General features: G+C 50.8%; 23 protein-coding genes and 6 tRNA genes. 14 read left to right on the top strand and 15 right to left on the bottom strand.

The window, feature by feature from the left end:
- Positions 1-80: 80 nt before the first annotated feature.
- Positions 81-842, bottom strand: coding sequence for a sulfate transporter CysZ (gene cysZ, locus HV314_RS07955; protein WP_016153924.1), 762 nt, complete (start codon positions 840-842; stop codon positions 81-83).
- Positions 843-1,072: 230 nt separating this feature from the next.
- On the opposite strand from cysZ, the gene zipA reads away from it, so the two are divergent.
- The 3 genes from zipA (at position 1,073) to HV314_RS07970 (ending at position 4,348) form a co-directional block, all read left to right on the top strand.
- Positions 1,073-2,041, top strand: a complete 969-nt coding sequence (gene zipA, locus HV314_RS07960; RefSeq protein WP_181547804.1) for a cell division protein ZipA — start codon at positions 1,073-1,075, stop codon at positions 2,039-2,041.
- Between the two features lie 71 nt (positions 2,042-2,112).
- A complete protein-coding gene (gene ligA / locus HV314_RS07965) occupies positions 2,113-4,128 on the top strand; it encodes an NAD-dependent DNA ligase LigA (RefSeq protein ID WP_016153922.1) in 2,016 nt (671 codons plus the stop codon).
- Position 4,129: 1 nt separating this feature from the next.
- Complete coding sequence (locus HV314_RS07970) at positions 4,130-4,348, top strand: DUF3820 family protein (RefSeq protein ID WP_003038102.1); 219 nt, start codon at positions 4,130-4,132, stop codon at positions 4,346-4,348.
- Here HV314_RS07970 and HV314_RS07975 read toward each other — a convergent pair.
- The gene (locus tag HV314_RS07975; protein WP_016153920.1) at positions 4,345-5,343 is read right to left on the bottom strand and encodes a bile acid:sodium symporter family protein; all 999 of its coding nucleotides are present in this window, start codon (positions 5,341-5,343) and stop codon (positions 4,345-4,347) included. The two genes, HV314_RS07970 and HV314_RS07975, sit on opposite strands and share 4 nt — an antisense overlap.
- A gap of 89 nt (positions 5,344-5,432) precedes the next feature.
- Here HV314_RS07975 and HV314_RS07980 point away from each other — a divergent pair, with 89 nt between their 5' ends.
- On the top strand, positions 5,433-6,359 hold the full coding sequence (locus tag HV314_RS07980; RefSeq protein WP_046274444.1) for a LysR family transcriptional regulator: 927 nt from the start codon (positions 5,433-5,435) through the stop codon (positions 6,357-6,359).
- Positions 6,360-6,384: 25 nt separating this feature from the next.
- Here HV314_RS07980 and HV314_RS07985 read toward each other — a convergent pair whose 3' ends face one another.
- Positions 6,385-7,146: a nucleoside-specific channel-forming Tsx family protein gene (locus HV314_RS07985; protein ID WP_181547806.1), complete on the bottom strand. Its 762-nt coding sequence runs from the start codon at positions 7,144-7,146 to the stop codon at positions 6,385-6,387.
- Positions 7,147-7,402: 256 nt separating this feature from the next.
- Between HV314_RS07985 and xapA the strand changes: the two genes are divergently transcribed.
- From xapA to HV314_RS08005, 4 genes are read left to right on the top strand one after another with little or no spacing between them, the layout of a single operon-like run.
- Entirely contained in the window at positions 7,403-8,236 is an 834-nt protein-coding gene (xapA, locus tag HV314_RS07990) for a xanthosine phosphorylase (RefSeq protein WP_131379735.1), read from the top strand.
- A 56-nt stretch (positions 8,237-8,292) separates the two neighbouring features.
- Complete coding sequence (locus tag HV314_RS07995; protein WP_181547158.1) at positions 8,293-9,549, top strand: nucleoside permease; 1,257 nt, start codon at positions 8,293-8,295, stop codon at positions 9,547-9,549.
- A gap of 56 nt (positions 9,550-9,605) precedes the next feature.
- Positions 9,606-9,764 (top strand): XapX domain-containing protein, encoded by a 159-nt coding sequence (locus HV314_RS08000; protein WP_181547160.1) that lies wholly within the window; start codon positions 9,606-9,608, stop codon positions 9,762-9,764.
- A gap of 51 nt (positions 9,765-9,815) precedes the next feature.
- Positions 9,816-10,700, top strand: a complete 885-nt coding sequence (locus HV314_RS08005) for a LysR family transcriptional regulator (protein WP_016153915.1) — start codon at positions 9,816-9,818, stop codon at positions 10,698-10,700.
- Between the two features lie 95 nt (positions 10,701-10,795).
- Here the strand turns inward: HV314_RS08005 and HV314_RS08010 are convergent.
- From HV314_RS08010 to HV314_RS08025, 4 genes are all read right to left on the bottom strand, one after another.
- Positions 10,796-10,871, bottom strand: a tRNA-Lys gene (locus HV314_RS08010).
- A gap of 4 nt (positions 10,872-10,875) precedes the next feature.
- Positions 10,876-10,951, bottom strand: a tRNA-Val gene (locus HV314_RS08015).
- 46 nt (positions 10,952-10,997) lie between these two features.
- Positions 10,998-11,073 (bottom strand) — tRNA-Val (locus tag HV314_RS08020).
- A 46-nt stretch (positions 11,074-11,119) separates the two neighbouring features.
- Positions 11,120-11,195, bottom strand: a tRNA-Val gene (locus tag HV314_RS08025).
- A 258-nt stretch (positions 11,196-11,453) separates the two neighbouring features.
- On the opposite strand from HV314_RS08025, the gene gltX reads away from it, so the two are divergent.
- A complete protein-coding gene (gltX, locus tag HV314_RS08030) occupies positions 11,454-12,869 on the top strand; it encodes a glutamate--tRNA ligase (protein WP_005130009.1) in 1,416 nt (471 codons plus the stop codon).
- A 56-nt stretch (positions 12,870-12,925) separates the two neighbouring features.
- Here the strand turns inward: gltX and HV314_RS08035 are convergent, their stop codons facing one another.
- Positions 12,926-13,318: a MerR family transcriptional regulator gene (locus tag HV314_RS08035; protein WP_016153914.1), complete on the bottom strand. Its 393-nt coding sequence runs from the start codon at positions 13,316-13,318 to the stop codon at positions 12,926-12,928.
- A gap of 1 nt (position 13,319) precedes the next feature.
- Positions 13,320-13,682, bottom strand: a complete 363-nt coding sequence (locus HV314_RS08040) for a YfeC-like transcriptional regulator (RefSeq protein ID WP_016153913.1) — start codon at positions 13,680-13,682, stop codon at positions 13,320-13,322.
- A 221-nt stretch (positions 13,683-13,903) separates the two neighbouring features.
- Between HV314_RS08040 and HV314_RS08045 the strand changes: the two genes are divergently transcribed.
- Both HV314_RS08045 and HV314_RS08050 read left to right on the top strand, forming a co-directional pair.
- A tRNA-Ala gene (locus tag HV314_RS08045) sits at positions 13,904-13,979 on the top strand.
- Positions 13,980-14,021: 42 nt separating this feature from the next.
- Positions 14,022-14,097, top strand: a tRNA-Ala gene (locus HV314_RS08050).
- Positions 14,098-14,250: 153 nt separating this feature from the next.
- Here HV314_RS08050 and nupC read toward each other — a convergent pair.
- The gene (gene nupC, locus HV314_RS08055; protein ID WP_016153912.1) at positions 14,251-15,453 is read right to left on the bottom strand and encodes a nucleoside permease NupC; all 1,203 of its coding nucleotides are present in this window, start codon (positions 15,451-15,453) and stop codon (positions 14,251-14,253) included.
- 273 nt (positions 15,454-15,726) lie between these two features.
- On the opposite strand from nupC, the gene HV314_RS27570 reads away from it, so the two are divergent.
- From HV314_RS27570 to HV314_RS08065, 3 genes are all read left to right on the top strand, one after another.
- On the top strand, positions 15,727-15,801 hold the full coding sequence (locus tag HV314_RS27570; protein WP_418135078.1) for a hypothetical protein: 75 nt from the start codon (positions 15,727-15,729) through the stop codon (positions 15,799-15,801).
- Positions 15,798-17,036, top strand: a complete 1,239-nt coding sequence (locus tag HV314_RS08060; RefSeq protein WP_016153911.1) for an Nramp family divalent metal transporter — start codon at positions 15,798-15,800, stop codon at positions 17,034-17,036. Before HV314_RS27570 ends, HV314_RS08060 begins: the two co-directional genes overlap by 4 nt.
- A gap of 83 nt (positions 17,037-17,119) precedes the next feature.
- On the top strand, positions 17,120-18,667 hold the full coding sequence (locus HV314_RS08065; RefSeq protein ID WP_181547808.1) for a hypothetical protein: 1,548 nt from the start codon (positions 17,120-17,122) through the stop codon (positions 18,665-18,667).
- Here HV314_RS08065 and HV314_RS08070 read toward each other — a convergent pair.
- The 5 genes from HV314_RS08070 to mgrA all read right to left on the bottom strand — a co-directional run bounded on the left by HV314_RS08070 (position 18,660) and on the right by mgrA (position 24,650).
- The gene (locus HV314_RS08070; RefSeq protein WP_047358786.1) at positions 18,660-19,871 is read right to left on the bottom strand and encodes an N-acetylglucosamine-6-phosphate deacetylase; all 1,212 of its coding nucleotides are present in this window, start codon (positions 19,869-19,871) and stop codon (positions 18,660-18,662) included. The genes HV314_RS08065 and HV314_RS08070 overlap by 8 nt on opposite strands.
- Positions 19,864-21,216 (bottom strand): class-II fumarase/aspartase family protein, encoded by a 1,353-nt coding sequence (locus HV314_RS08075; protein WP_181547810.1) that lies wholly within the window; start codon positions 21,214-21,216, stop codon positions 19,864-19,866. The genes HV314_RS08070 and HV314_RS08075 overlap by 8 nt, the downstream gene beginning before the upstream one ends.
- Before the next feature lie 16 nt (positions 21,217-21,232).
- On the bottom strand, positions 21,233-22,792 hold the full coding sequence (locus HV314_RS08080; RefSeq protein ID WP_019077337.1) for a PTS transporter subunit EIIC: 1,560 nt from the start codon (positions 22,790-22,792) through the stop codon (positions 21,233-21,235).
- 401 nt (positions 22,793-23,193) lie between these two features.
- Positions 23,194-23,523 carry a DUF2502 domain-containing protein YpeC gene (ypeC, locus tag HV314_RS08085; protein WP_016153906.1) on the bottom strand — a complete coding sequence of 110 codons (330 nt, stop codon included), beginning with the start codon at positions 23,521-23,523 and terminating at the stop codon, positions 23,194-23,196.
- A 128-nt stretch (positions 23,524-23,651) separates the two neighbouring features.
- A complete protein-coding gene (gene mgrA / locus HV314_RS08090; RefSeq protein ID WP_016153905.1) occupies positions 23,652-24,650 on the bottom strand; it encodes an L-glyceraldehyde 3-phosphate reductase in 999 nt (332 codons plus the stop codon).
- Positions 24,651-24,794 lie beyond the last annotated feature (144 nt).

A 24,794-nucleotide genomic window follows, 5' to 3' on the forward strand; every position in this document is an offset into this window, starting at 1 on the left:
CTATATGCTGATGAGAAATAATGCGTAGCAGTATGGAATAAGAGCGGGCATAAGCCAGCCCGCTTTTACACATTTTTGCATTACTTCCATAACGCATGCTTAGCACGATAGCAGTCTACCCACATCGCCGTGGCACCACAAACCGCTACCGGCATGATGAACAGATTGAGCACCGGAATCATGGTGAACAGGCTGGTCAACGCGCCAAACTGCATATTGGTCACCTTGCGCGTGCGCAGCGCGACGCGCATCTCCTTAAAAGGAACCTTATGGTTATCAAAAGGATAATCGCAGTACTGAATAGCCAGCATCCACGCGCTGAACAGGAACCACAGGACCGGGGCGACGGTCTGCCCAATGCCTGGAATAAAATACAGGATCAGCAACACGAAGGCGCGCGGGAGATACCACGCCAGCTTTTGCCATTCGCGTTTCATAATGCGCGGAACGTCTTTCATAATGCCGAGAATACCGGTGTCGGGCGGTGTTGCGCCCGTTAAGCGCGCTTCCAGCTGTTCAGCCAGCAGACCGTTAAACGGTGCGGCAATCCAGTTGGCGATAGTGGAGAACAGGTAGCCGAATACCAACAGCACGGAAATGGTCACAATCGGCCACAATAAATAGCTGAGCCACTGAAGCCAGTCAGGGACGTGACTCATCAGCGCGGGGACCCAGTTACCGAGTTGTGTAAATAACCACCAGAATGCGCCGCCCATCAGCAGGATATTCACCAGCAAAGGCAGAATAACAAAACGACGAATGCCCGGTTGGGTGATGAGCTTCCATCCCTGAGAAAAGTAATAAAGGCCGCTGCGAGGTACAACTGCAGATGATGAAACCATGGTCAGGACGTACTCCTTGTTATATAAGCTCTGGTAAACTGTGCGTATCTTACCGGGTTGTTGAGCGTTAAGCTGTTCGGAAATGTTCGAAAAAACAGCAAAAAGCACAATTTTGTTCATCTTTATGCCGTGAAAGCCAAGAGTACACTTGCACTTGGCGTAATCGACAAATACTCTTAGTGAGTAAATGTTTGCCGTGGTGGCAAGGTGTTAGAACAACAGAGAATATAATGATGCAGGATTTGCGTCTGATATTAATCATTGTTGGCGCGATCGCCATAATCGCTTTACTGGTACATGGTTTTTGGACTAGCCGTAAAGAGCGGTCTTCTATATTCCGCGATCGCCCACTGAAACGCATGAAGTCTAAACGTGAAGACGAGGATTCGTTCGACGACAACGTCGAGGAAGACGAAGGCGTGGGCGAAGTTCGCGTTCATCGTGTGAATCATGCTCCCGGTAATGCGCAGGAACATGGTGTTCCTCCTCAGTCGCCGCAACACCAGTACCAGCCGCCTTATGCGTCTGCTCAGCCGCGTCAGCCTGCACAAGCGCCGGTACCGCCGCCGCATGTTCAGCAGCCGCAGCAGCCGGTGCAACATCAGCCTGTTCAGCAGCCACCTGTGCAGCAACCTGTTGCCCCGCAGGTTCAGCAACCTGCTCAGCAAGCACCGCAACCTGCGCCGCAGACCTTCCAGCCAGCAGAGCCTGTCGTTGAACATCAACCGCAGCCCGAGCCGGTAGTAGAAGAAGCGCCTGTTGCTGAAAAACCGCAGCGTAAAGAAGCGGTCATCATTATGAACGTTGCTGCTCATCATGGTAGCGAGCTCAACGGGGAAGTGCTGCTCAACAGCATTCAGCAGGCCGGTTTCAAATTTGGCGATATGAATATTTTCCATCGTCATTTGAGCCCGGATGGCAGCGGTCCGTCGCTGTTCAGCCTCGCTAATATGGTTAATCCGGGAACGTTTGACCCAGAAATGACCGGCGACTTCAGCACCCCTGGCGTGACTATTTTTATGCAGGTTCCGTCCTACGGGGACGAGCTGCAAAACTTTAAGCTGATGCTGCAGTCCGCACAGCACATTGCCGATGAAGTGGGTGGTGTGGTGCTCGACGATCAACGTCGCATGATGACGCCGCAGAAACTGCGCGAGTATCAGGACCGCATCCGCGAAGTTAAAGAATCTCTCGCCTGATTTTCCTCTGGCGTGACATTTCCTTTCTAAACCCCCGCCTGTCGGGGGTTTTTTATCATTGATGGTGCGATATGGAATCAATCGAACAACAACTGACAGAACTGCGAACCACGCTTCGCCATCATGAGTATCTCTACCATGTGATGGACGCGCCGGAAATTCCCGATGCGGAATACGATCGCCTGATGCGCGAACTGCGCGAACTGGAAGCGCAGCATCCGGACCTTGTTACCCCCGACTCGCCAACCCAACGCGTTGGCGCCGCGCCGTTAACCGCGTTCAGCCAGATTCGCCATGAAGTGCCGATGCTGTCGCTGGATAACGTGTTTGATGAAGAGAGTTTTCTCGCCTTCAACAAGCGCGTGCAGGATAGGTTAAAGAGTACCGATAAACTGACCTGGTGCTGTGAACTGAAACTGGACGGCCTGGCAGTCAGTATCCTGTATGAAAACGGTGTGCTGGTCAGCGCTGCAACGCGTGGTGATGGCACCACGGGTGAGGATATTACCTCTAACGTGCGCACCATTCGCGCGATCCCGTTAAAATTGCGTGGCGAAAACATCCCTTCACGTCTGGAAGTGCGCGGTGAAGTGTTCCTGCCGCAGGCCGGATTTGAAAAAATTAACGAAGAGGCCCGCCGCACTGGCAACAAAGTGTTTGCTAACCCGCGTAACGCAGCGGCCGGTTCATTGCGCCAACTCGATCCGCGTATCACAGCGAAGCGACCGCTTACTTTCTTCTGCTATGGCGTTGGTGTGTTGGAAGGCGGCACGCTGCCAGATACCCATCTGGGCCGCCTGCTGCAATTTAAAGAGTGGGGCCTGCCGGTAAGCGACAGAGTGGCGCTTTGCGACTCCCCGGAGGAAGTACTTGCTTACTATCACAAGGTTGAAGAAGACCGACCAACGCTGGGATTTGATATCGATGGCGTGGTGATCAAAGTCAACTCCATGGCGTTGCAGGAGCAACTGGGCTTTGTTGCCCGCGCGCCGCGCTGGGCTGTGGCCTTTAAGTTCCCGGCGCAGGAGCAGATGACTTTCGTACGCGATGTTGAGTTTCAGGTTGGACGTACCGGGGCGATTACCCCCGTCGCCCGCCTTGAGCCGGTCCAGGTTGCCGGGGTGCTGGTCAGTAACGCAACGCTGCATAACGCTGATGAAATCGAGCGTCTGGGGTTGCGTATTGGCGATAAAGTCGTCATTCGCCGTGCGGGCGATGTCATCCCGCAGGTGGTGAACGTCGTGCTTTCTGAACGCCCGGAAGATACCCGCGAAATTGTGTTTCCAGCGCATTGTCCGGTTTGTAACTCTGATGTTGAACGTGTGGAAGGCGAAGCGGTTACTCGCTGCACCGGCGGTTTAATCTGTGGAGCACAGCGTAAGGAATCGCTGAAACACTTTGTTTCCCGCCGCGCGCTCGATGTTGACGGTATGGGCGACAAAATTATCGATCAACTGGTCGAGAAAGAGTATGTCCACACGCCGGCGGATCTTTTCACCCTGACCGCCGGTAAACTGACGGGGCTTGATCGTATGGGGCCGAAGTCGGCGCAAAACGTGGTCAATGCGCTGGAAAAAGCGAAAGAAACCACGTTTGCCCGTTTCCTCTATGCGCTAGGCATTCGTGAAGTCGGCGAAGCTACGGCTGCTGGTCTGGCGGCGTATTTTGGCACGCTTGACGCGCTGGAAGCCGCTTCCATTGAAGAGCTGCAAAAAGTGCCGGATGTCGGCATTGTGGTGGCGACGCACGTGTTTAATTTCTTCGCCGAAGAGAGCAACCGCGAGGTAATTGTTCAACTGCTGGCGCAGGGGATCCACTGGCCAGCGCCGGTGGTCATTAACGCTGAAGAAATCGACAGCCCCTTCGCAGGTAAAACAGTGGTGCTGACCGGGAGCCTGAGCCTGATGTCGCGCGATGACGCCAAAGCGAGACTGACCGAGTTAGGTGCAAAAGTGGCCGGTAGCGTGTCGAAGAAAACCGATCTGGTGATTGCCGGTGAAGCAGCGGGTTCGAAACTGGCAAAAGCACAGGAACTGGGTATTGCCGTGATCGATGAAGCTGAAATGATCCGCTTACTGGGTGCCTGAGATGGAAAAAGAGCAGCTGGTTGAAATCGCCAATACCGTGATGCCCTTTGGCAAATATAAAGGGCGTCGGTTGATTGATGTCCCGGAAGAGTATCTGCTGTGGTTTGCCCGTAAGGATGAATTCCCGCCGGGCAAGCTTGGCGAGCTGATGCAAATCACGCTGCTGATTAAAACTGAGGGGCTGACGCAACTGGTGCAGCCCCTGAAACGTCCTCTTTAAGCCTTCGCGGCGCGGCTTTTCTGTTGCGCCTGCAATGCGTCCGTCTGTTGCTTGTAGCGACGCGCCAGCACGGCGCACACCATTAGCTGTATTTGATGGAAGATCATCAACGGCAGCACCATCATCCCAATCACCGAAGTCGGGAACAAAATATTTGCCATTGGGATCCCGTTCGCCAGGCTCTTTTTCGAACCGCAGAATACAATGGTGATTTCATCAGCTTTGTTAAAGCCGCATTTGCGCGCAACAAAGACATTTATGCCAATCACGATTGCCAGCAGTATGATGCTGACCACCACGATAAACAGCAGTGAACCCACCCCCACTTTGTGCCAGATCCCGTTAACGACGGCTTCACTGAAGGCGGAGTACACCACCAGCAAAATAGAGGATTGATCCGTTTTCGCGATCCATTTTTTATGTCGAGAAACCCAGTTTCCAATCCACGGGCGTGAAAGGTGACCCAGCACGAACGGCAGCAGCAGCTGCAACATGATTTTTCCCACCTGCTCCAGGCTGCCTTCTGCGCCGTGCATATTCATCACCAGCCCTACCAGCAGCGGCGAGAGAAAAATACCCAGCAGGCTGGAGGCCGAAGCAGAACAAACTGCGGCGGCAACGTTACCGCCCGCCAGCGACGTAAAAGCGATGGCCGACTGCACAGTGGCAGGCAAAATACACAGGTACAGGAAACCGGTGTACAGCATCGGGTCAACGTTGACCGGCGCCCACCAGGCGAACAGAACGCCGAGAACCGGGAAGACAACAAACGTGCTGCACATCACCCACAGATGCAAACGCCAGTGGCTACCACCGGCAATAATGGCTTCACGCGAGAGTTTCGCTCCGTGCATAAAAAACAGCAGGGCAATGGCGGCGGTGGTTAGGCCTTCAAAGAAAGGCACAAAACCACCTTCGGCCGGGAAAAAGGACGCCAGCAAAACAACGGTAATCAGCGTTATCGTGAACGGATCAAGAATACGAAAAAGTTTCATAAAGACTCCTGAAATTCGGTAGTAACATTTTGCTTTTTTCCGTTTGAGAAATAAAATTGATTTATTGCATCCATATATGAATCGAATAGATGAATTACTCTCTGCGTCAGTTGCGTATCTTTGTCACCGTCGCTCAGGCCAAAAGCTTTAGCCGGGCGGGGGATATCATCGGCTTAAGCCAGTCGGCGGTCAGCCATAGTGTCAAAGAGCTGGAAGGGCAGACAGGTGTGCGGTTATTGGACAGAACGACGCGGGAAGTGGTGCTGACGGAGGCCGGACACCAGTTGGCGGCGCGGCTGGAACGTATTCTGGATGAATTGCACAGCACGCTGCGCGAAGCCGGACAGGTAGGAACGCAGTTAACCGGCACGGTGCGGGTTGCCGCCAGCCAGACGATCTCTGCTCATCTTATTCCGCAGTGTATTGCCCAGAGTAATCAGCTTTATCCGGCTATCGATTTTGTGCTGCACGACCGGCCACAGCAATGGGTGCTGGAGAGTATTCGCCAGGGAGAAGTGGATTTTGGCATTGTGATTGATCCCGGCGCAGTCACCGATTTGCAGTGTGAAGCCGTGCTGTCCGAACCGTTCCTGCTGCTGTGTCGACAGGATCATCCGTTAGCCCGACGAGAGTGGGTGAACTGGCAGGATTTGTATCACGAACGCCTGGTGCTACAGGATTATGCTTCCGGTAGTCGACCGCTGATCGACGCTGCGCTGGCCCATTTTTCCATTGATGCCAATATCGTTCAGGAGATTGGCCATCCCGCCACGCTGTTTCCGATGGTTGAGGCGGGGATTGGCATCAGCGTGCTGCCCGCGCTGGCGCTCCCCTTACCGCAGGGCAGTCACTTGCAGGTTAAGCGCCTGACGCCGGTTGTTGAACGGCAACTGATGCTGGCCCGACGTAAAAACCGCTCTTTATCAACCGCTGCTCAGGCGCTGTGGGATGTGGTGCGTATGCAGGCCAGTGAATTAACCGCAGCCCGCGCCCGCGATCCGTTGTATCAGTTATAATTCTCTGCCCGGCTGGAGTAATGCGTTAAAACAAGTACTTAAGAGAATAAATAATACCGTCCTGCAGGAATGATTCACCCAGTTTATTATCAGCGTAACGATACTGAATTCCAGCGGTCAGATGTGGCGTCGCGTTCCACCAGAATGCGACAGCACCGTTGATTCCATCCCTACCGCCATTACCAGCAGCGTAGGTTGCATCGCGGTCAAATTCGTATTCGTTCCAGTTCGTCACACAGAATTTCTCACTGCCCAGCAGAAAGCTATATCCGGCCACCCAGCCCATGACATAACCATTATCCCCGGTGTAATAGGTCTGATCGGTATAACGTTTAGCAAAAAAGGGTTTAAACCAGTACCCATTGCCGGTGAAGTTATAACCTAACCCATACAGAAACATATCATCATGGAAGTTAGCGCGATTCGGTGAACCGTAAGTCCCGTAAGCATGGAGGTAGAGGTTTAATCCTGTATCACCGAGATAGATACGGTTGGTATTTTTGAAAGTATAACGCTGTTCGCTGCCGGGTTTAGCGTGACGGCCATTGTAGAAATTCTCCCAATCGAAGAAGCCGTACATTTCTCCCCAGCTAAAGTTCGCTCCGCCTTCAAGCTCCAGATACCCAAAGTCATCTTTATGGGATTTTTTACTGGTTTTTTCTGTAGTTTCTGATGTCCAGTCGAGATAATGCAGGCCGATATCGGCGAATCCACTTTTAAATTCCGCATGGGATAACGCGGGAATAATGAGTAAAGAAGAGAGTGTCAGAGTAAGGTTTTTTTTCATAGCATATTTCCCTATGCCAATAGTTATTAATGGTTTAATTAAAAATAAGTAATTTATAAAAATGAAAGCGTCATATTTTTAATATGAAGAGCAGATAACCACCAATACTTTTTTGTCTCTTCATTAATACAGAAGCGATCTAAATCTATCGATATCAAATGACTATTGATGGCACGTGAAAAGTGTATTGGTCAGTGCAGGGCGAAGGTCGTTATAAAAAAGGAGTCAAATTTAACCCGATAGAACAAGGATACTTATGTCTCACGATTTTTTTTCTCATAATCCTGAATATTGTGTTGATATTATTCGTGCACACACACCGGAGTTTACCCCGCGAGTCGCGTTTATTTTGGGTTCCGGCCTGGGGGCGCTGGCGGAGCAAATTGAAAATGCGGTCGCTATCTCTTATGAAAAACTTCCTGGTTTTCCTGTGAGCACCGTTCACGGTCATGCAGGAGAACTGGTACTCGGGCATCTGGCGGGCATTCCTGTTGCGTGTATGAAAGGGCGTGGCCATTTTTATGAAGGTCGGGGTATGACGGTTATGACCGATGCCATTCGCACTCTGAAATTACTGGGCTGTGAAGTGTTGTTCTGTACCAATGCGGCAGGATCTCTGCGTCCGGAAGTTGGTCCAGGAAGTCTGGTGGCGTTACGCGATCATATTAACACCATGCCGGGCACGCCGATGGTCGGCGCGAATGATGATCGTTTTGGCGATCGCTTCTTCTCTCTGGCAAATGCTTACGATGCAGATTACCGCGCCATTCTTCAGACTGTTGCGACAGAGGAGGGATTCCCCCTCACCGAAGGCGTATTTGTTTCTTATCCGGGACCGAACTTCGAAACCGCGGCAGAAATACGCATGATGCAGATTATTGGCGGCGATGTGGTCGGAATGTCAGTGGTGCCGGAAGTCATTACCGCTCGTCATTGTGGCCTCAGCGTGGTTGCCGTCTCTGCGATCACCAATCTGGCGGAAGGGTTAGGAGATGTAAAACTGTCCCATGCGCAAACGCTGGCCGCGGCTGAACTTTCCCGTCAGAACTTTATTAATCTGATTTGCGGCTTTTTACGCAAGCTGGCCTAAACACACAATAGCAAAGGCTCCTTTTGGGAGCCTTATCTCACGGCAAGGAATAAAAAATGGGTATTACGTCCCGCTTAAAAATCATGTCGTTTTTGCAATATTTTATCTGGGGTAGCTGGCTGGTTACCCTGGGTTCTTACATGATTAACACTCTACACTTTACCGGTGCAAATGTGGGTATGGTATACAGCTCGAAAGGGCTGGCAGCGATTATTATGCCTGGCATTATGGGGATTATCGCTGACAAATGGCTGCGTGCCGAACGCGCTTATATGTTGTGCCACCTGGTCTGCGCTGGCGTGTTGCTGTATGCCACCACTGTTACCGATTCTGATACCATGTTCTGGGTGATGTTAGTTAACGCGATGGCCTATATGCCGACGATTGCGTTATCGAACAGTGTTTCCTATTCCTGTCTGGCGAAAGCGGGTCAGGATCCTGTGACGGCATTTCCACCCGTACGCGTTTTTGGCACGATAGGTTTTATTGTGGCCATGTGGACGGTGAGCCTGATGGGCCTGGAGCTCAGCAACGCGCAATTGTATATCGCCTCCGGTGCGTCGTTGCTGCTCGCGCTTTATGCACTGACGTTGCCGAAAATTCCTGTTGCGCAGAAAAAAGAATCTGCCACGCTTGCCAGTAAACTGGGGCTGGATGCGTTTGTGCTGTTTAAGAACCCGCGTATGGCAATCTTTTTTCTGTTTGCCATGATGCTGGGAGCTGTGCTGCAAATAACCAATGTCTTTGGTAATCCGTTCCTGCATGATTTTGCCCGTAATCCTGAGTTTGCTGACAGCTTTGTCGTGAAGTATCCCTCCATTTTGCTGTCTGTTTCTCAGATGGCGGAAGTGGGCTTTATCCTCACTATTCCATTCTTCCTTAAACGCTTTGGCATTAAAACGGTGATGCTGATGAGCATGCTGGCGTGGACGCTGCGCTTTGGCTTCTTTGCCTTCGGCGATCCTTCTCCGTTCGGTTTTGTGCTGCTGCTGATGTCGATGATCGTTTACGGTTGCGCGTTCGATTTCTTTAACATTTCCGGGTCAGTATTTGTCGAGCAGGAGGTTGACTCAAACATTCGTGCCAGCGCTCAGGGGCTGTTTATGACGATGGTTAACGGTGTTGGTGCGTGGATTGGATCAATTTTAAGTGGTATTGCCGTGGATTATTTTTCTATAGATGGCGTTAAAGACTGGCAAACCATCTGGCTGGTTTTTGCCGCGTATGCGCTGGCTCTGGCTGTTGTCTTTGCATTGTTCTTTAAGTATCAGCACCAGCCAGACAAATTGTCGACCAAATCATTGGCTCATTAAATTTATTTAACTGGCGAGAGGATTCTCGCCATTTCATTTCAAAACAAGGATTTCATGTGAAAGAGAACATTCTTTCCTCAGGCATTGGGTTTGGCATTGGCGCATTATTTACTTTATGCCGAATACCTATTCCTGCACCAAATGTTTTGCCCGGGGTTTTATCTATTGTTTTTATGTATATTGGGTATCTTGTCGTTAAATCTATTTTTTACTAAGCAATGTGGTAGATTCCAGACGTTATCCCTTATTCCTGGAGTGCAGCAGAGATGGAACGAGCCCACCGAATCGATCTGAAGTTATTGCGTTATTTTCTCGCTGTTGCAGAAGAATTGCATTTTGGCCGGGCTGCTGCCCGGTTAAATATGTCACAACCTCCCTTGAGTATTCATATCAAAGAACTTGAACAGCAACTTGGCACCTTGTTGTTTATTCGCCATTCCCGCAGCGTTGCGTTAACCCATGCAGGAAAAATTCTGATGGAGGAGTCGCGTCGTTTGTTAGCCAGTGCAAATCAGGCTATGGCGAGAGTGGAGCAGATTGGTCGCGGCGAAGCGGGGCGTATTGAGCTGGGTGTGGTGGGGACGGCGCTGTGGGGAAGAATGCGTCCTGCAATGCACCACTTTTTGAAAGCAAACCCCAATGTTGAGGTACTGTTTCGCGAAAAATCACCAGGCATGCAAATGGCGCTGTTAGAGCGTCGGGAGCTTGATGCAGGGATCTGGCGCATGGCTATTGAACCAGCCGTTGGTTTTACCAGCCTACGTCTCCATGAATCTTCATTTATGGTTGCAGTACCGGAAGATCACGTACTGGCCTCAAGGGATGCTGTTTCGCTGGCGGCGCTGCGCAACGAATATTTTGTCACGCTTCCTTCCGTACATTCCGATTGGGGCTTTTTACAACGTGTATGCCAGCAGGCGGGCTTCTCGCCAATGATAATTCGTGAAGTTGTTGAGCCCCAGACAGTACTGGCGATGATCAGTATGGGAATCGGGATAACGTTGATGGCTGATGGTTATGCGCAAATGAACTGGCCCGGCGTGGTGTTCCGGCCGTTAGAGGAACGGATTCCGGCGGATTTGTATATTGTCTATGACCAACAACAGGCCACGCCAGCGTTAACGAAGCTGATTGATGCGTTGGTGGGGTAATAAGCATTGCAGGATGTGCAGCGCATCAGGAAAGCTGGTTCTGAGCTTGTGAATCGCAGATAGCAAAAAGGCGCCTTTAGGGCGCCTTTTTACATTGGTGGGTCGTGCAGGATTCGAACCTGCGACCAATTGATTAAAAGTCAACTGCTCTACCAACTGAGCTAACGACCCGAAGTGGTGGGTGATGACGGGATCGAACCGCCGACCCCCTCCTTGTAAGGGAGGTGCTCTCCCAGCTGAGCTAATCACCCACTTCGGTACTTCACATTTTAACAAGAAATCCAGCTGGCGAGAAAGTGGTGGGTGATGACGGGATCGAACCGCCGACCCCCTCCTTGTAAGGGAGGTGCTCTCCCAGCTGAGCTAATCACCCACTTCTCAATTTCTTGTTTTACACGGCGGAGACTACGTAAAGTAGTTGGTGGGTGATGACGGGTTCGAACCGCCGACCCCCTCCTTGTAAGGGAGGTGCTCTCCCAGCTGAGCTAATCACCCCCGCTGTGTGGAGTCGCATTATAGGGAGAGTTGAAAATGAGTCAACGCATTTTCTAAAGAAATTGTTCGTTCGTCGTAAATTTAAACAAAACGATCGCAAAACAGTCCGTGCGGCATGATTTGTATACGAAAATGGCAAAGCGTAATGTTCCAACCTGAACAACATTGAGGAATCAGACCACGGTGATAGAATACGAGCCTGATAATCTTCCCTGGATTTGCCGGTTGTCGGCATCTTTATAAACGTAAGGCCATTTCATGAAAATCAAAACTCGCTTCGCGCCAAGCCCGACAGGCTACCTGCACGTCGGCGGTGCGCGTACTGCTCTTTATTCCTGGCTTTTTGCACGTAACCATGGCGGTGAGTTTGTGCTGCGTATTGAAGACACCGATCTCGAACGCTCCACTCCGGAAGCTATTGAAGCCATTATGGATGGCATGAACTGGCTGAATCTGGAATGGGATGAAGGCCCGTACTTCCAGACCAAACGTTTTGATCGCTACAATGCGGTGATTGATGAAATGCTGGAAGCAGGCACTGCATATAAATGCTACTGCTCTAAAGAGCGTCTGGACGCGCTGCGCGAAGAGCAGATGGCGAACGGTGAGAAGCCGCGTTACGACGGCCGATGCCGCCACGGCCACGAGCATCATGCTGCTGATGAACCTTGCGTGGTACGTTTTGCCAACCCGCAGGACGGTTCCGTTATTTTTGACGACCAGATCCGTGGGCCGATCGAATTCAGCAACCAGGAGCTGGATGATTTGATCATTCGCCGTACCGACGGTTCCCCGACCTACAACTTCTGCGTTGTTGTCGACGACTGGGATATGGAAATCACCCACGTTATTCGTGGGGAAGACCATATCAACAACACTCCGCGTCAGATCAATATCCTGAAAGCGCTGAACGCGCCGGTGCCAGTTTACGCACACGTATCAATGATCAACGGTGACGATGGTAAAAAACTCTCCAAACGTCACGGTGCGGTCAGCGTTATGCAATACCGCGACGACGGTTACCTGCCGGAAGCGCTGCTGAACTATCTGGTGCGTCTGGGTTGGTCCAGTGGCGATCAGGAAATTTTCACCCGTGAAGAGATGATCAAACTGTTCTCCCTCGGTGCGGTGAGCAAGTCTGCGAGTGCGTTTAACACTGAAAAACTGCAGTGGCTGAACCATCACTATATTAATGCGCTGGCGCCGGAATATGTAGCAACCCATCTGCAATGGCACATTGAGCAGGAAAATATCGATACCCGCGTAGGCCCGCAGCTGTCAGAGCTGGTTAAACTGCTCGGTGAGCGCTGCAAAACGCTGAAAGAGATGGCGCAGAGCTGCCGCTACTTCTACGAAGACTTTGCCGAGTTCGACGCTGATGCAGCGAAGAAACACCTGCGTCCGGTTGCACGTCAGCCGCTGGAAGTGGTTCGTGACAAGCTGGCTGCGATTAGCGAGTGGACGGCAGAAAACGTGCACCATGCGATTCAGGCAACGGCTGATGAGCTGGAAGTTGGTATGGGTAAAGTCGGGATGCCGCTGCGCGTAGCCGTTACCGGCGCGGGTCAGTCCCCGGCGTTAGACGTTACGGTGCATGCGATTGGTAAATCCCGCAGCATTGAGCGTATTAATAAAGCGCTGGCGTTTATTGCTGAGCGTGAAAGCCAGCAATAAGACTGATTGACCGATGAAATAACGGCAGGAGCGTATCCTGCCGTTTTTTTTGCCTGTTATTCAGACTCATCAATACCCAAACGAGTAAGAAAAGTGCGAATACCTTCGCGCGAAATATACATCGCCAGCTTTTCTTGTTCCGTTGGGGACATGTTGTCCAGTGCGCTAATTATCTGGCGACACGCGTGGCTGCGTACTACGTGGGTGTATTCTGCCAGCGGTTCTTCAGCCTGATAAACTTCAGGGACTTTGCGAAAAGCGGGAATATTGAGCAGAAACGCGCGGACGCTGGAGTCAATATGAATCAGTCTGGCACGACCACCTTTAACGCCGGGAAACTTTTCGGTAGTCCAGTTTTGTTCTCTGATCCAACGATTGACGGTTTGTTTGGCAACTCCGAGACATTCCGCCAGCTCTTCGGTCGTCATTTTGCTGCGTAATTTTTTCATATTATTTGTTTTCGCGGATCCCTAAACGCTGTAATAAACCCGTAATGCCTTCACGCAGGATCAGTGAGGTAAACATTTTCTGTTCTGTCGGCGTCATTTCTTTGGCGAGCCTAATCAGCAGCGCTTCAACAGAGGTATCGCCGGATAACGATAAGTTATCTGACAAACCTTCGGCTGAACGCTCAGCGCTGCGAATGTATTCACGAACTTGTTCGGTGACGTGAACCAACCGGGCTTTACCGCCCTGAACGCCTGGTTTTGGTGATGTCGCCCAACCTTCTTTGCGTACCCATTTATTGATGGTCTGTCGGCTGTATCCGGTCAGATTAGCAAGTTCTTCTGGCGTCATCCGTTCCTTGAACATAACGATTCCCTGAATAGTCGTGGGGTTAATTAGTGGTTCATTTTATAGCACCATTTTAGTAGAAACCGTGACGCGTTTAACTACTGAATGCGAGTTGTTACGCAATGTTCTTCATTTGACTGCTTTTTCAGCGATTGGATTCTATGAGTTAATTTTGCCGTTGACACACGCGAAGGGAATTCATATGATGCCGCCCGTCAACTCGACAAGCTTTACGTAATGGGGCTATAGCTCAGCTGGGAGAGCGCTTGCATGGCATGCAAGAGGTCAGCGGTTCGATCCCGCTTAGCTCCACCAAATTTAATCCCAATGAATTTGGTACGTACGTAAAAGCATCGTGGGGCTATAGCTCAGCTGGGAGAGCGCTTGCATGGCATGCAAGAGGTCAGCGGTTCGATCCCGCTTAGCTCCACCAAAATTTAAACCCTCGCTGAAAAGCGGGGGTTTTTTGTTTCTGCATCCAGCCAGTTCTTACTCTTTATCTCTTTGGTTTGCTGAATCGCAGGCATAAAAAAACCGGGGAGAATCTGAATCTCCCCGGTTTTATCACTGCGACGTTGTCTTACGCTTACAGCACCAGTGCGGCGATAGATGCAGACAGTACGCTCACCAGCGTAGAGCCGTACACCAGCTTCAGACCAAAGCGAGAAACCACGTTACCTTGCTCTTCGTTCAGGCCTTTAATCGCACCGGCGATAATACCGATGGAAGAGAAGTTAGCGAAGGAAACCAGGAACACGGACAGGATGCCTTCTGCGCGCGGGGAGAGCGTAGCGGCGATTTTCTGCAGATCCATCATCGCAACGAACTCGTTGGAAACCAGTTTAGTCGCCATGATACTGCCCACCTGCAGCGCTTCGCTGGACGGCACACCCATTACCCATGCAACCGGGTAGAAGATGTAACCCAGGATGCCCTGGAAGGAGATGCTGTAGCCAAACCAACCGGTCACGGTGGCGAACAGGGCGTTCAGGGCAGCGATCAGTGCGATGAAACCAATCAGCATCGCCGCAACGATAATTGCCACTTTGAAACCAGCCAGAATGTATTCACCCAGCATTTCGAAGAAACTCTGGCCTTCGTGCAGGTTAGACATCTGGATATTTTCTTCGCTGGCATCAACGCGGTAAGGGTTGATCAGCGACAGCACGATAAAGGTGCTGAACATGTTCAGAACCAGCGCCGCAACCACGTATTTCGGCTCAAGCATGGTCATGTACGCGCCGACGATAGACATGGAAACGGTCGACATCGCCGTTGCTGCCATGGTGTACATACGGTTGCGAGACATTTTGCCGAGAATATCTTTATAGGCGATAAAGTTCTCAGACTGACCCAGGATCAGAGAGCTGACGGCGTTGAAGGATTCCAGTTTGCCCATACCGTTTACTTTGGATAACAGGAAACCAATCGCGCGGATGATTACCGGCAGTACGCGGATATGCTGCAAAATACCGATCAGGGCGGAGATGAAGACGATCGGGCAAAGCACTTTCAGGAAGAAGAATGCCAGGCCTTTATCGTTCATGCTACCGAAGACAAAGTTAGTCCCTTCATTAGCAAACCCGAGCAGTTTCTCAAACATCTCGGAGAAGCCTCTCACGAAGCCCAGACCGACATCAGAGTTCAGGAAGAACCATGCCAGTAACACTTCGATAACAAGCAATTGAATAACATAACGAATGCGGATTTTTTTACGGTCACTGCTTACCAGCAGTGCGAGTACCGCAACCACGGCAAGGGCCAGGACAAAATGAAGAACGCGGTCCATATTTGCTCCAAATATGAGGCAGGTTTAGTTTTCGTGCACATTCTATGTAACAACCATAAAGAAAACGAGATCAAACACACACTATAATAAGGACCTGTGACGAGATTCAAAATTAGTGATCGGTGATACACTTCCGTTATGTTTAGTATGGAAGTGAAAAGTTATGTCATTGTGCTATTCTCATAACAATAATTAAACATCTCGCCAGTATTTCCAGAATCCTTATCGATCCATAGACAAACGCTATCAGAGAAATCAACGTCACCCATTAAAATGAATTTGATAATCATTCTCAGTAGGCGTAGCTTGAAACATAGCAAAGGCTATGTTTCTGAGGCACTAAAATGACTAACGATCGCGTTGAGAGTAGCAGTGGGCGGGCAGCGCGCAAGTTGAAGCTCGCATTAATGGGACCTGCGTTCATTGCGGCGATCGGCTATATCGATCCGGGTAACTTCGCCACCAATATCCAGGCAGGGGCCAGCTTTGGTTATCAATTGCTGTGGGTGGTGGTCTGGGCAAACCTGATGGCGATGCTGATTCAGGTGCTGTCGGCAAAACTCGGCATTGCTACGGGTAAAAACCTGGCGGAGCAAATTCGCGATCATTATCCTCGCCCGGTGGTGTGGTTCTACTGGGTGCAGGCAGAAATTATCGCTATGGCAACAGACCTTGCTGAATTTATTGGCGCTGCGATTGGCTTCAAACTGATCCTCGGCGTCTCCTTATTGCAAGGGGCCGTACTCACCGGTATCGCGACGTTCTTAATTCTGATGCTGCAGCGTCGCGGTCAAAAACCGCTGGAAAAGGTGATTGGCGGCCTGCTGCTGTTTGTGGCCGCGGCTTACATTGTGGAGCTGGTTTTTTCCCAACCGAACTTCGCGCAGCTTAGTAAGGGAATGGTGATCCCAAGCCTGCCTAATTCCGAAGCGGTGTTCCTGGCCGCTGGGGTGCTCGGTGCGACTATCATGCCGCACGTCATTTATCTGCACTCTTCCTTAACTCAGCATTTGCACGGCGGAACACGCCAACAGCGCTATGCGGCCACTAAATGGGATGTGGCTATTGCCATGACGATTGCCGGATTTGTCAATCTGGCGATGATGGCGACGGCTGCCGCTGCATTTCATTTTAGCGGGCATACCGGTATTGCCGATCTCGATCAGGCGTATCTGACCCTTGAACCGTTGTTGAGTCACGCTGCAGCGACGGTGTTTGGTTTAAGCCTGGTGGCTGCGGGACTCTCTTCTACCGTGGTCGGTACGCTGGCGGGGCAGGTGGTGATGCAAGGGTTTATCCGTTTTCACATTCCGCTATGGGTACGCCGTACCGTCACCATGATGCCATCATTTATTGTGATTCTGATGGGATTGGATCCGACCCGTATTCTGGTGATGAGTCAGGTGTTGCTCAGTTTTGGTATCGCGCTGGCGCTGGTGCCGCTGCTGATCTTCACCAGCGACAGTAAGCTGATGGGGGATCTGGTCAATCGTCGTTGCGTTAAACAGATTGGCTGGGTCATTGTGATACTGGTCGTGGCGCTCAATCTCTGGCTACTGGCAGGCACGGCGATGGGGCTATAATCAACCGTGACTCGCGACGGGTCACGGTTTTAATTGAGCTTTGCCTCTATTATGTGCCCTGCATAATTAACTGGCAGGCGTTCATGAATCACTTTGATCTCTCTTTCCTGAAATATCTCCAGGACAACAGTCCGCTCCCCGTTGAAGAGGCCGTCGAGCGTTTCGGTAAAACGCTCTCCACGCTAAAACGGACAATGAAAGAGCTCAATGAACTTCTGCCAGAAAATGTACAGCTACATCAGGATAATCAGTTTATTACCACCCGGATTGGCTACAGCGAATACCGACAGTTTTTAGCGCGCGTCCAGTTTAATCGCTATATCACTACGGCAGAAGAAAGGGTGAAGGATCTCTTTGTGGCGCTCTGTTTGCACGATGTGGTGAATAAAAATGATTATTACAAAAAATTTTATGTCAGTGCGGGAACGGTAAAAAATGATAATCCCGTCATGATGAGCCTGGTGCAGGAACGCGATCTGATTGTGCAAAGTATCCCGCGTAAGGGCTCCCGGCTTGCGGGGGATGAGTTCCAGCTACGGCTGGCGGCGTGCATGACGATACTAAAAACGGTCGAAATTGGTGAGGATCACCGACTTATCGCCCACCAGGCCAATGAGCCGACAGGCCGTTCAATTGCCGAACAGTTTCTTCATGAGTGTGCTGCAGAGATAAACCAGGCGGCAGACTATTACGAAGATAAAATCAGTCCGGTCATCGCCCTGGGATATAACGGCAGAAAATACTTACTGGTCTATCTTAGCCTTGCCCTGCACCGTATCCGCAGGGGACACAGAATTACGGAGAGTTCGGCGGCTAAGTTTTTGACAACCTTTCCTTATGGCGTATTGCCTGATGCGGATGAAAATATCTGTCTGGATCTGCTGATTGCTTCACTGACGTTTACTCATCGCCCCTTCACATTATACGACGCCCGGCTGGTCTCTTACGTTAAGCGCACCTGTCACGCTTTAGCCGGATGTCTGGAGAACACCATTCACAATCAGCACGCCTGGTTTGCGGAGATTTATAATTTTATCTATGCCGCCATCATCCAGAATAAATTTCATCTCTGGTTCGATGATAAAAAGCTCCATGATGTCCAGCGACGCTATCCTGAGCTCTGGGATCATGTCCAGTATGCGGTGAAAGAGATTGAACATCACTGGCAAACGACCTTTTCTGCTATTCACCTGGCAACCCTGGTGCTGATTATCAAAAAGTATGCGCTCAAAAATCGGGTTGTTGGCGATAAGAAAAAGCGGGTCATTATTGTGACGAACTCGTCAGAGAGTAAGGTCGGCTATTTTAAAGAGATGCTTTTCTCCCGCTTCCATATTGAAATCCCCGCCTGCATCAACATCAATGAGATTGCGCGGCTTCAGCAGCTCGAATTCGACCTGCTGATTACCTTTACAAACAAGATATCGAGTCATCTCCGCTACGCCGGGCTGGATTATGTCAAAGTGAATTTCTGGCTCACGCAGGACGATCTCCTGTTATTACGCGAAAATGGACTTCCCTCCGCGCGCAAAAAAATACCTGCTGAGGACTTTATTCAGCAGGTTCAGGGAATGAGCCAGGAGGCGTTAAAAATTTTTCTTGATACGCATTACAGTGATATTTTTATTTAGCCAGAGGTTGCGAAACGCCGCGACACCAGACGGCTTCCAGGTTTAACTCTGCACCCAACACGAGAATATCGGCATCTTTTCCTGACGTCAGGCTGCCTTTTCTCGCATCAACACCCGCCAGGATAGCCGGATTAAGGCAGGCAATCTGCGCGGCTGAAACCCAGCCTTTTTCCAGCCTGTCGACCACATTTTTCACGGAGTCAAGAAAGCTCATCTCCAGTTTGCACACTTCGGACCACTCCGTGGGTGAAACCGTTCGGGTCTTTCCGCTGTGGTCGGTGATTTCAAGACAATGATTGTGAATGCGAAACGTCTCCTGGCGCAGGTAATGGTGGAATTCTGATCCTTCGGGAAAATCCACATATCCCAGACAATCGCTGACCATGACCAACCGGCGATCTTTTTTCAACCGATAGAGAATGTCGAACACTTCTGGTCGCAACGTAATCCCGCTCTGCTTTGCCACCTCGGCATACGTATTTTGATGGTACATCAGCGCCCCCACCACGCCAGGCTCCCGGTGATGCAGCCCGCGCATGGCGCTAAAGGCATGGGTAAAGTGGGTTAAACCGGCTTCAATGGCGAGGGTGGTTTCATCAAAGGTGGCGTCGGTATGACCGGCTGACACGGTGACGCCTGACTGGCGTAAATAGCGGATTAGCGCCAGGGCGCCCGGCAGTTCAGGTGCGAGCGTCATCAGACGGATATTTCCCCTCGCGGCGTGCTGATAGCGTTTGAATCCTTCGATACCGGGTGGTTGAATCGCGTCCTTGCTCTGCATTCCGCTGTATGCAGGGTTAATAAAGGGGCCTTCCATATGAATACCCACCGCTTCGGCACCATCTTCCGCTTTTGCGTCTGCAATCCAGTCTGCGGCGGTGGAAAGACTCTCCAGCAAGAACGTTTCCGGCTGGGTGGCTGATGTTGCAAGCCACGCGGTAACCCCGGCGTTAACCAGATCCCGGCTCATCGCCTGCAAAGAACGGCGTTCACCTCTCCAGGCAAACGACCCTCTCCCCCAGCCGTGAACGTGAATATCCACAAAACCGGGCATCAGCATGGCATGGCGATAATCGACGATTTTTCCTCGCGGTGTACTGTCGAGGCCAGAAATACGTCCGCTTTCAATATGCAGATAGCCGCTTTCGATTCCATTCGGGGTGACAATGCGTTCACTTGCCAGAGAAAGCAGGGGATCAGCCATTGTCTTTCTCCCATACGCGAACGGCCGTTTCCTCGGCGATTTCTGCGCAAAGGCCGATGTAGTGAGCAGGATCCAGCAGCGTATTAATTTCTGAGTCGCTAAAGTGCTGGCGAATAAGAGGGTCATCACGCAGCACATCAGCGTAGGGGATGCCTTCATGCGTGCTGCGCATTGCCAGTTGGTAGACGCGTTCATGTGCGGCATCTTTGCCCAGCCTTTCCACCAGCTGCATCATGATTTTTTCGCTATTAATAAGACCATGCGTTAACTGCACATTCTGGCGCATACGACCAGGATTGATGACCAGCGTCCGCGTCAACTCTTCGGCTCGCATCACAATCTCAGCCATTAACTCCATACTCTCCTGAATATTACCGTCAAAGATAAAGTAAGCGGAGCTGTCTGCTTCGAAGGGACGTGGGCTGACATACAGGCAGGAGGTCATTACTGAGTACAATTTCTGCGCGTTGGCGATGATCCCCTTCGCCAGTTTAGGATTCACTTTTTGCGGCATGGTGCTGCTGCCAACGGTGCCTTTAGTAAAGGCTTCTGAAACTTCGGCAAACTCTTCGCTTGAGGTCTGATAAACCTCTTCGGCTATTTTGTGTAACGTCGTCGCCAGCAGGCACAAATTACTAATGTATTCAGTGCGGTAAATGCGCGAGTTGCGGGAGGGAATCGCCATTGAATGCATTCCCAGCTTTTGGGCAACGCTATCCTGAACCCGGCGGCCGGTTTCACCGGTTGCGTGGAAGGCGCCCACGGCTCCCCCCATCATCACGGTAAAGACGCGTTTTTCCGCTTCCCGCATGCGCTGCTGGGCGCTCAGTAACTCATCAATCCACACGGCGGCTTTATAGCCCCAGGTGATGGGCAGCGCGTGCTTACCGTGGGTACGTCCGGCCATAATCGTTGCTTTATGGTCAGATGCCATCTTTGCCAGGTTACGCAGAATATCGTCCACAAAACCCTGCATGATGGTATCGAACTGCTTTGCCAGATAAAGTTGTGCTGTTTGCTGAATATTCTGCGTGGTGACGCCGTAATGCACGTATTTTCCGCTTTCACTGTCACAGGCTTTGACCAGCACTTTGATGACCGGAACGAAGCCGTGACCAATCTCGCGCAGCAGGCGTTCCATTTCCGTCAGGTCAATCTTATCCACGTGGCAGTTAGCGGTAATATTGACTGCGGCGCTGGCGGGGATCATGCCGTGTCCGGCCTGTGCCTGAGCCAGGGCGGCTTCAACATCGAGCCATGACTGTACCCGCGCTGGCTGTGCGAGCAGAGATTTCATTCCTCGATCGTCGATCGTTTTGCTTTTTGAATCATACAGTGCACGCATTACTATCTCCTTGAATTTATTTCGCACCGACGAGGCGGTCGTCTACCGCGTTACGGACAAATTCTACGTGTGGGCCGAATACCACATGAACATGGTTGCTGGAGGGGATAAAGGTTCCCAGCGAGCCAGATTCTTTAAGAATGGCCATGTCCATTTTTTTCTGATCTTTCAAATCAATACGTAACCGTGAAACGCAGTTTTCAACGCGCTTGATATTGTCTGTCCCGCCCAGCCCCTGAATCACCAGTTCGGCGACTTTGTCGTACTCTTTATTGTTCAGTAAGGTGCTGTCAGCGATTTCACTCTCGCGGCCTGGGGTCTTAATATCAAATTTACCGATCGCGAAGCGGAAGACGAAATAGAAGACAACAAAGTTAATCACGCCGAGGATAATTAAATTAATCCATTGGGTGTGTTCATACATCAAACCGAAAATACCAAAATCAAAAATGGTGCCGCGAATATAGCCGATGGAGACTTCCAGTAATTGCAGTGGAATGGTCAATAAGCCACAGAGTACCGCATAGACAATAAAGAGTTTTGGCGCGATAAACAGGAAGGAGAACTCCAGCGGTTCGGTAATATTCCCCAGCATGGCGGTCAGCACCACGGTCAGGATCATCCCTTTGGCAAATTTCTTATTCTTGAAATAGGCCATATGGTACATCGCCAGACCAATCGCCGGAACGCGGAACAGCGTCGTGAGCATTTGTGATGAGGCAAGATAGCTGGTGAGCGTCGGCATATACTCTTTCCAGGCCGGATGGGTGGGACCAAGCTCAAACAGGATTTTATTGATAGCGGGCAAAATACCGACATAGGTCTGCCCGTCAATCAGGTACGTACCGCCTGCCGCGGTGAAACGCACGGTGGAACTGAGGACGTGGTGCAGGCCAAACGGGATTAGCAGGCGATTGAGCGTCATATAAATACCTGCACCAATGTTGGGCGCCATCATTATGGTTGATATGGCGCGCATACCTGCGGTAAACAGATCCCAGATAAAAGGAATGATCAAGCCGACGGGAATGGAAAAAGCAATGGCTAAGATCGCGACGGATTTTTTACCGCTGAAAAAGGCGAAAGCGAGAGGTAATTGCAGCCGGTAAAAACGGTCGGTTATTTTAGCTGCCAGCAGCCCGGCAATAATGCCGCCCAGCGCTTCGATTTTTAGCGTCTGAATACCTAATACCATTCCCTGTCCGACCAAAGCCATATCCTCTTTCGCCAGCGTACCCGCCAGCTTAAGATGCACATGCATGGCGATAAGCAGAGTCAGGTAAGCCACGACGGACGCAAATACAGCAATCCCTTTTTCTTTTTTAGACATACCGTAGGCGACACCCATCGCGAACAGTAAAGGAATATTATTAAAAACGACGCTGCTGATTAATCCCAGAGAAGAGAGAATTGCTCTGAAAATTTCATTGCCCAGAAAGGGGAGTTTATCAATCATATAGCTCTGCCCTAACGCAGCGCTAATTCCCATGACCATCCCCACAGGCGCCAGTACGGCGATCGGTAATAATAGCGATCGACCGAATGTCTGAATTTCATTCTTAAAATTAGCATTCATAAGTTAATCCTGACGTGAATTCTCTTGAGGATAAGATACGTTCAGGAGATTTTTGCTCAAGGGCAAATAGTGAAAAATAAAAAGCGCAGGATTTGACCATAAAAAAGCAGCCTGCAGGTTAATGCTGGTCACTTAAGGATTGATTAGCTGCAAAGGTATTTTTTATTAAAGCGAAACGGATTGAACTGAAAGTCAGCGTACTGAAGCGATCCGAAGGAAGACGACATAAGGCGAATGGATCACGAAGTGACGATTTTTCCTGCCGGAAGCCTGGGTGGCAAGGGAGACGGTGAGCCTCCCTTGCCGTTACGGGAATGAGGGGTTCAGAGATATAATGAACATACGGTGAACGGAACCCTTTGCCATTGTTAAAAATTCTCTGTTACCACAGGTTCCTTTTCTTAATGACGATGCCCGTGACCGCCGCGCCCACGACCGCGATGGTCGTCACGGTCATTCCAGCCTTCTCGGTAGCCGCGTTCATAAGCTTTGCGTTTATCCCAGCCACGATGGTAGCCGTTGTCATGACGCCACCAGCGATTTTTGCGCCACTCATAGTTATGGTGCCAGTAATCCCGGTCGCGCCAGCGGCCGCCATCCCAGTAGTTACCGTAATTATCGCGATCGCCAATTTGCAATTTTATTGATGGCAGCAGGGTGATTTCGCCAGCGTTCGCGGCCAGCGGTGTAAAAGCCATTAAGACTGCCGCCAGAATCAGTGACCTGAACATGTTTTCTCTCCTTCACGATCGAGCCGTAGCCGGCCTGTTAACGTAATATTACGGGGCAGTAAAGCCCCGTTTCATCGCCACAACTCTTAAATCGCAAGTGAGAGCACTTTTTGTTAATAAATGTGTCTTTATTTCAACCGACTCAGAATGGCATCAATCTCCGCGCACTCTTCAGGCGTAAAGTGACGGTTTGCCAGCATACCGACGGCATCTTCAATTTGCGCCGGTTTACTGGCGCCAATCAGCACAGACGTAACTTTGTCTTCCCGAAGAACCCACGCGAGCGCCATCTGAGACAGCTTTTGTCCCCGTCGCTCTGCCAGTGCGTTCAGTGCTCGAACTTTTTCCAGTTTTTGTGGGGTGATCTGGTCCGGATTCAGAAAACGGCTGGTGCTTGCGGCGCGAGAATCCGCAGGAATACCGTTCAGATAGCGGTCGGTTAACTGCCCGCCAGCCAGCGGTGAGAAGGCGATACTACCGACGCCTTTTTCCTGTAAAAGTGACAGCAGGCTCTCTTCGACCCAACGCTCAAACATAGAATATTTGGGCTGATGAATAAGGCATGGCGTACCTAAATCGTCGAGTATTTCAATCGCTTGTCTGGCAAGTTCAGCCGGATAGTTAGAGAGGCCTACGTACAGCGCTTTGCCCTGACGGACGATATGATCCAGTGCACGCATGGTTTCTCTGAGCGGTGTTTCAGGGTCGGGGCGATGGTGGTAGAAGATATCGACATACTCCAGCCCCAGACGCTTCAGGCTTTGATCGAGGCTGGCAATCAGGTATTTGCGTGAACCCCAGTCCCCGTAAGGGCCTTCCCACATGGTGTAACCTGCTTTGGTGGAGATGATCAGCTCATCTCGCCACGGTAAAAAATCTTCCTGCAGGATGCGACCAAAATTTCGCTCCGCTGAACCCGGCGGTGGACCATAGTTATTCGCCAGATCAAAATGGGTGATCCCCAGATCGAATGCACGCTGTAACAGCGCCCGACTGTTCTCGACCTGCGTGGTATCACCAAAATTGTGCCACAACCCCAGTGATACAATCGGGAGCTTGAGGCCGCTCTGACCGCAGCGGCGGTACTCCATTGTCTGATAACGATTTTCAGCAGCCTGATAAGCCATGTAGCCTCCTGTCAGATAAGGTGTGAATTTGAGTGTATACGTTTACACAAGGCCAGCTGCAATTAAATTTAGGGATGAAAACTGTACATCTTGCTTTCCACCCCCTTCACAGCGACTTTCCTGGACAGTCATCACAGTTCTTCG

Origin of the sequence: Citrobacter sp. RHBSTW-00887, from assembly GCF_013728095.1 — a bacterium.
GTDB classification, from domain to species: Bacteria; Pseudomonadota; Gammaproteobacteria; order Enterobacterales; family Enterobacteriaceae; genus Citrobacter; species Citrobacter braakii.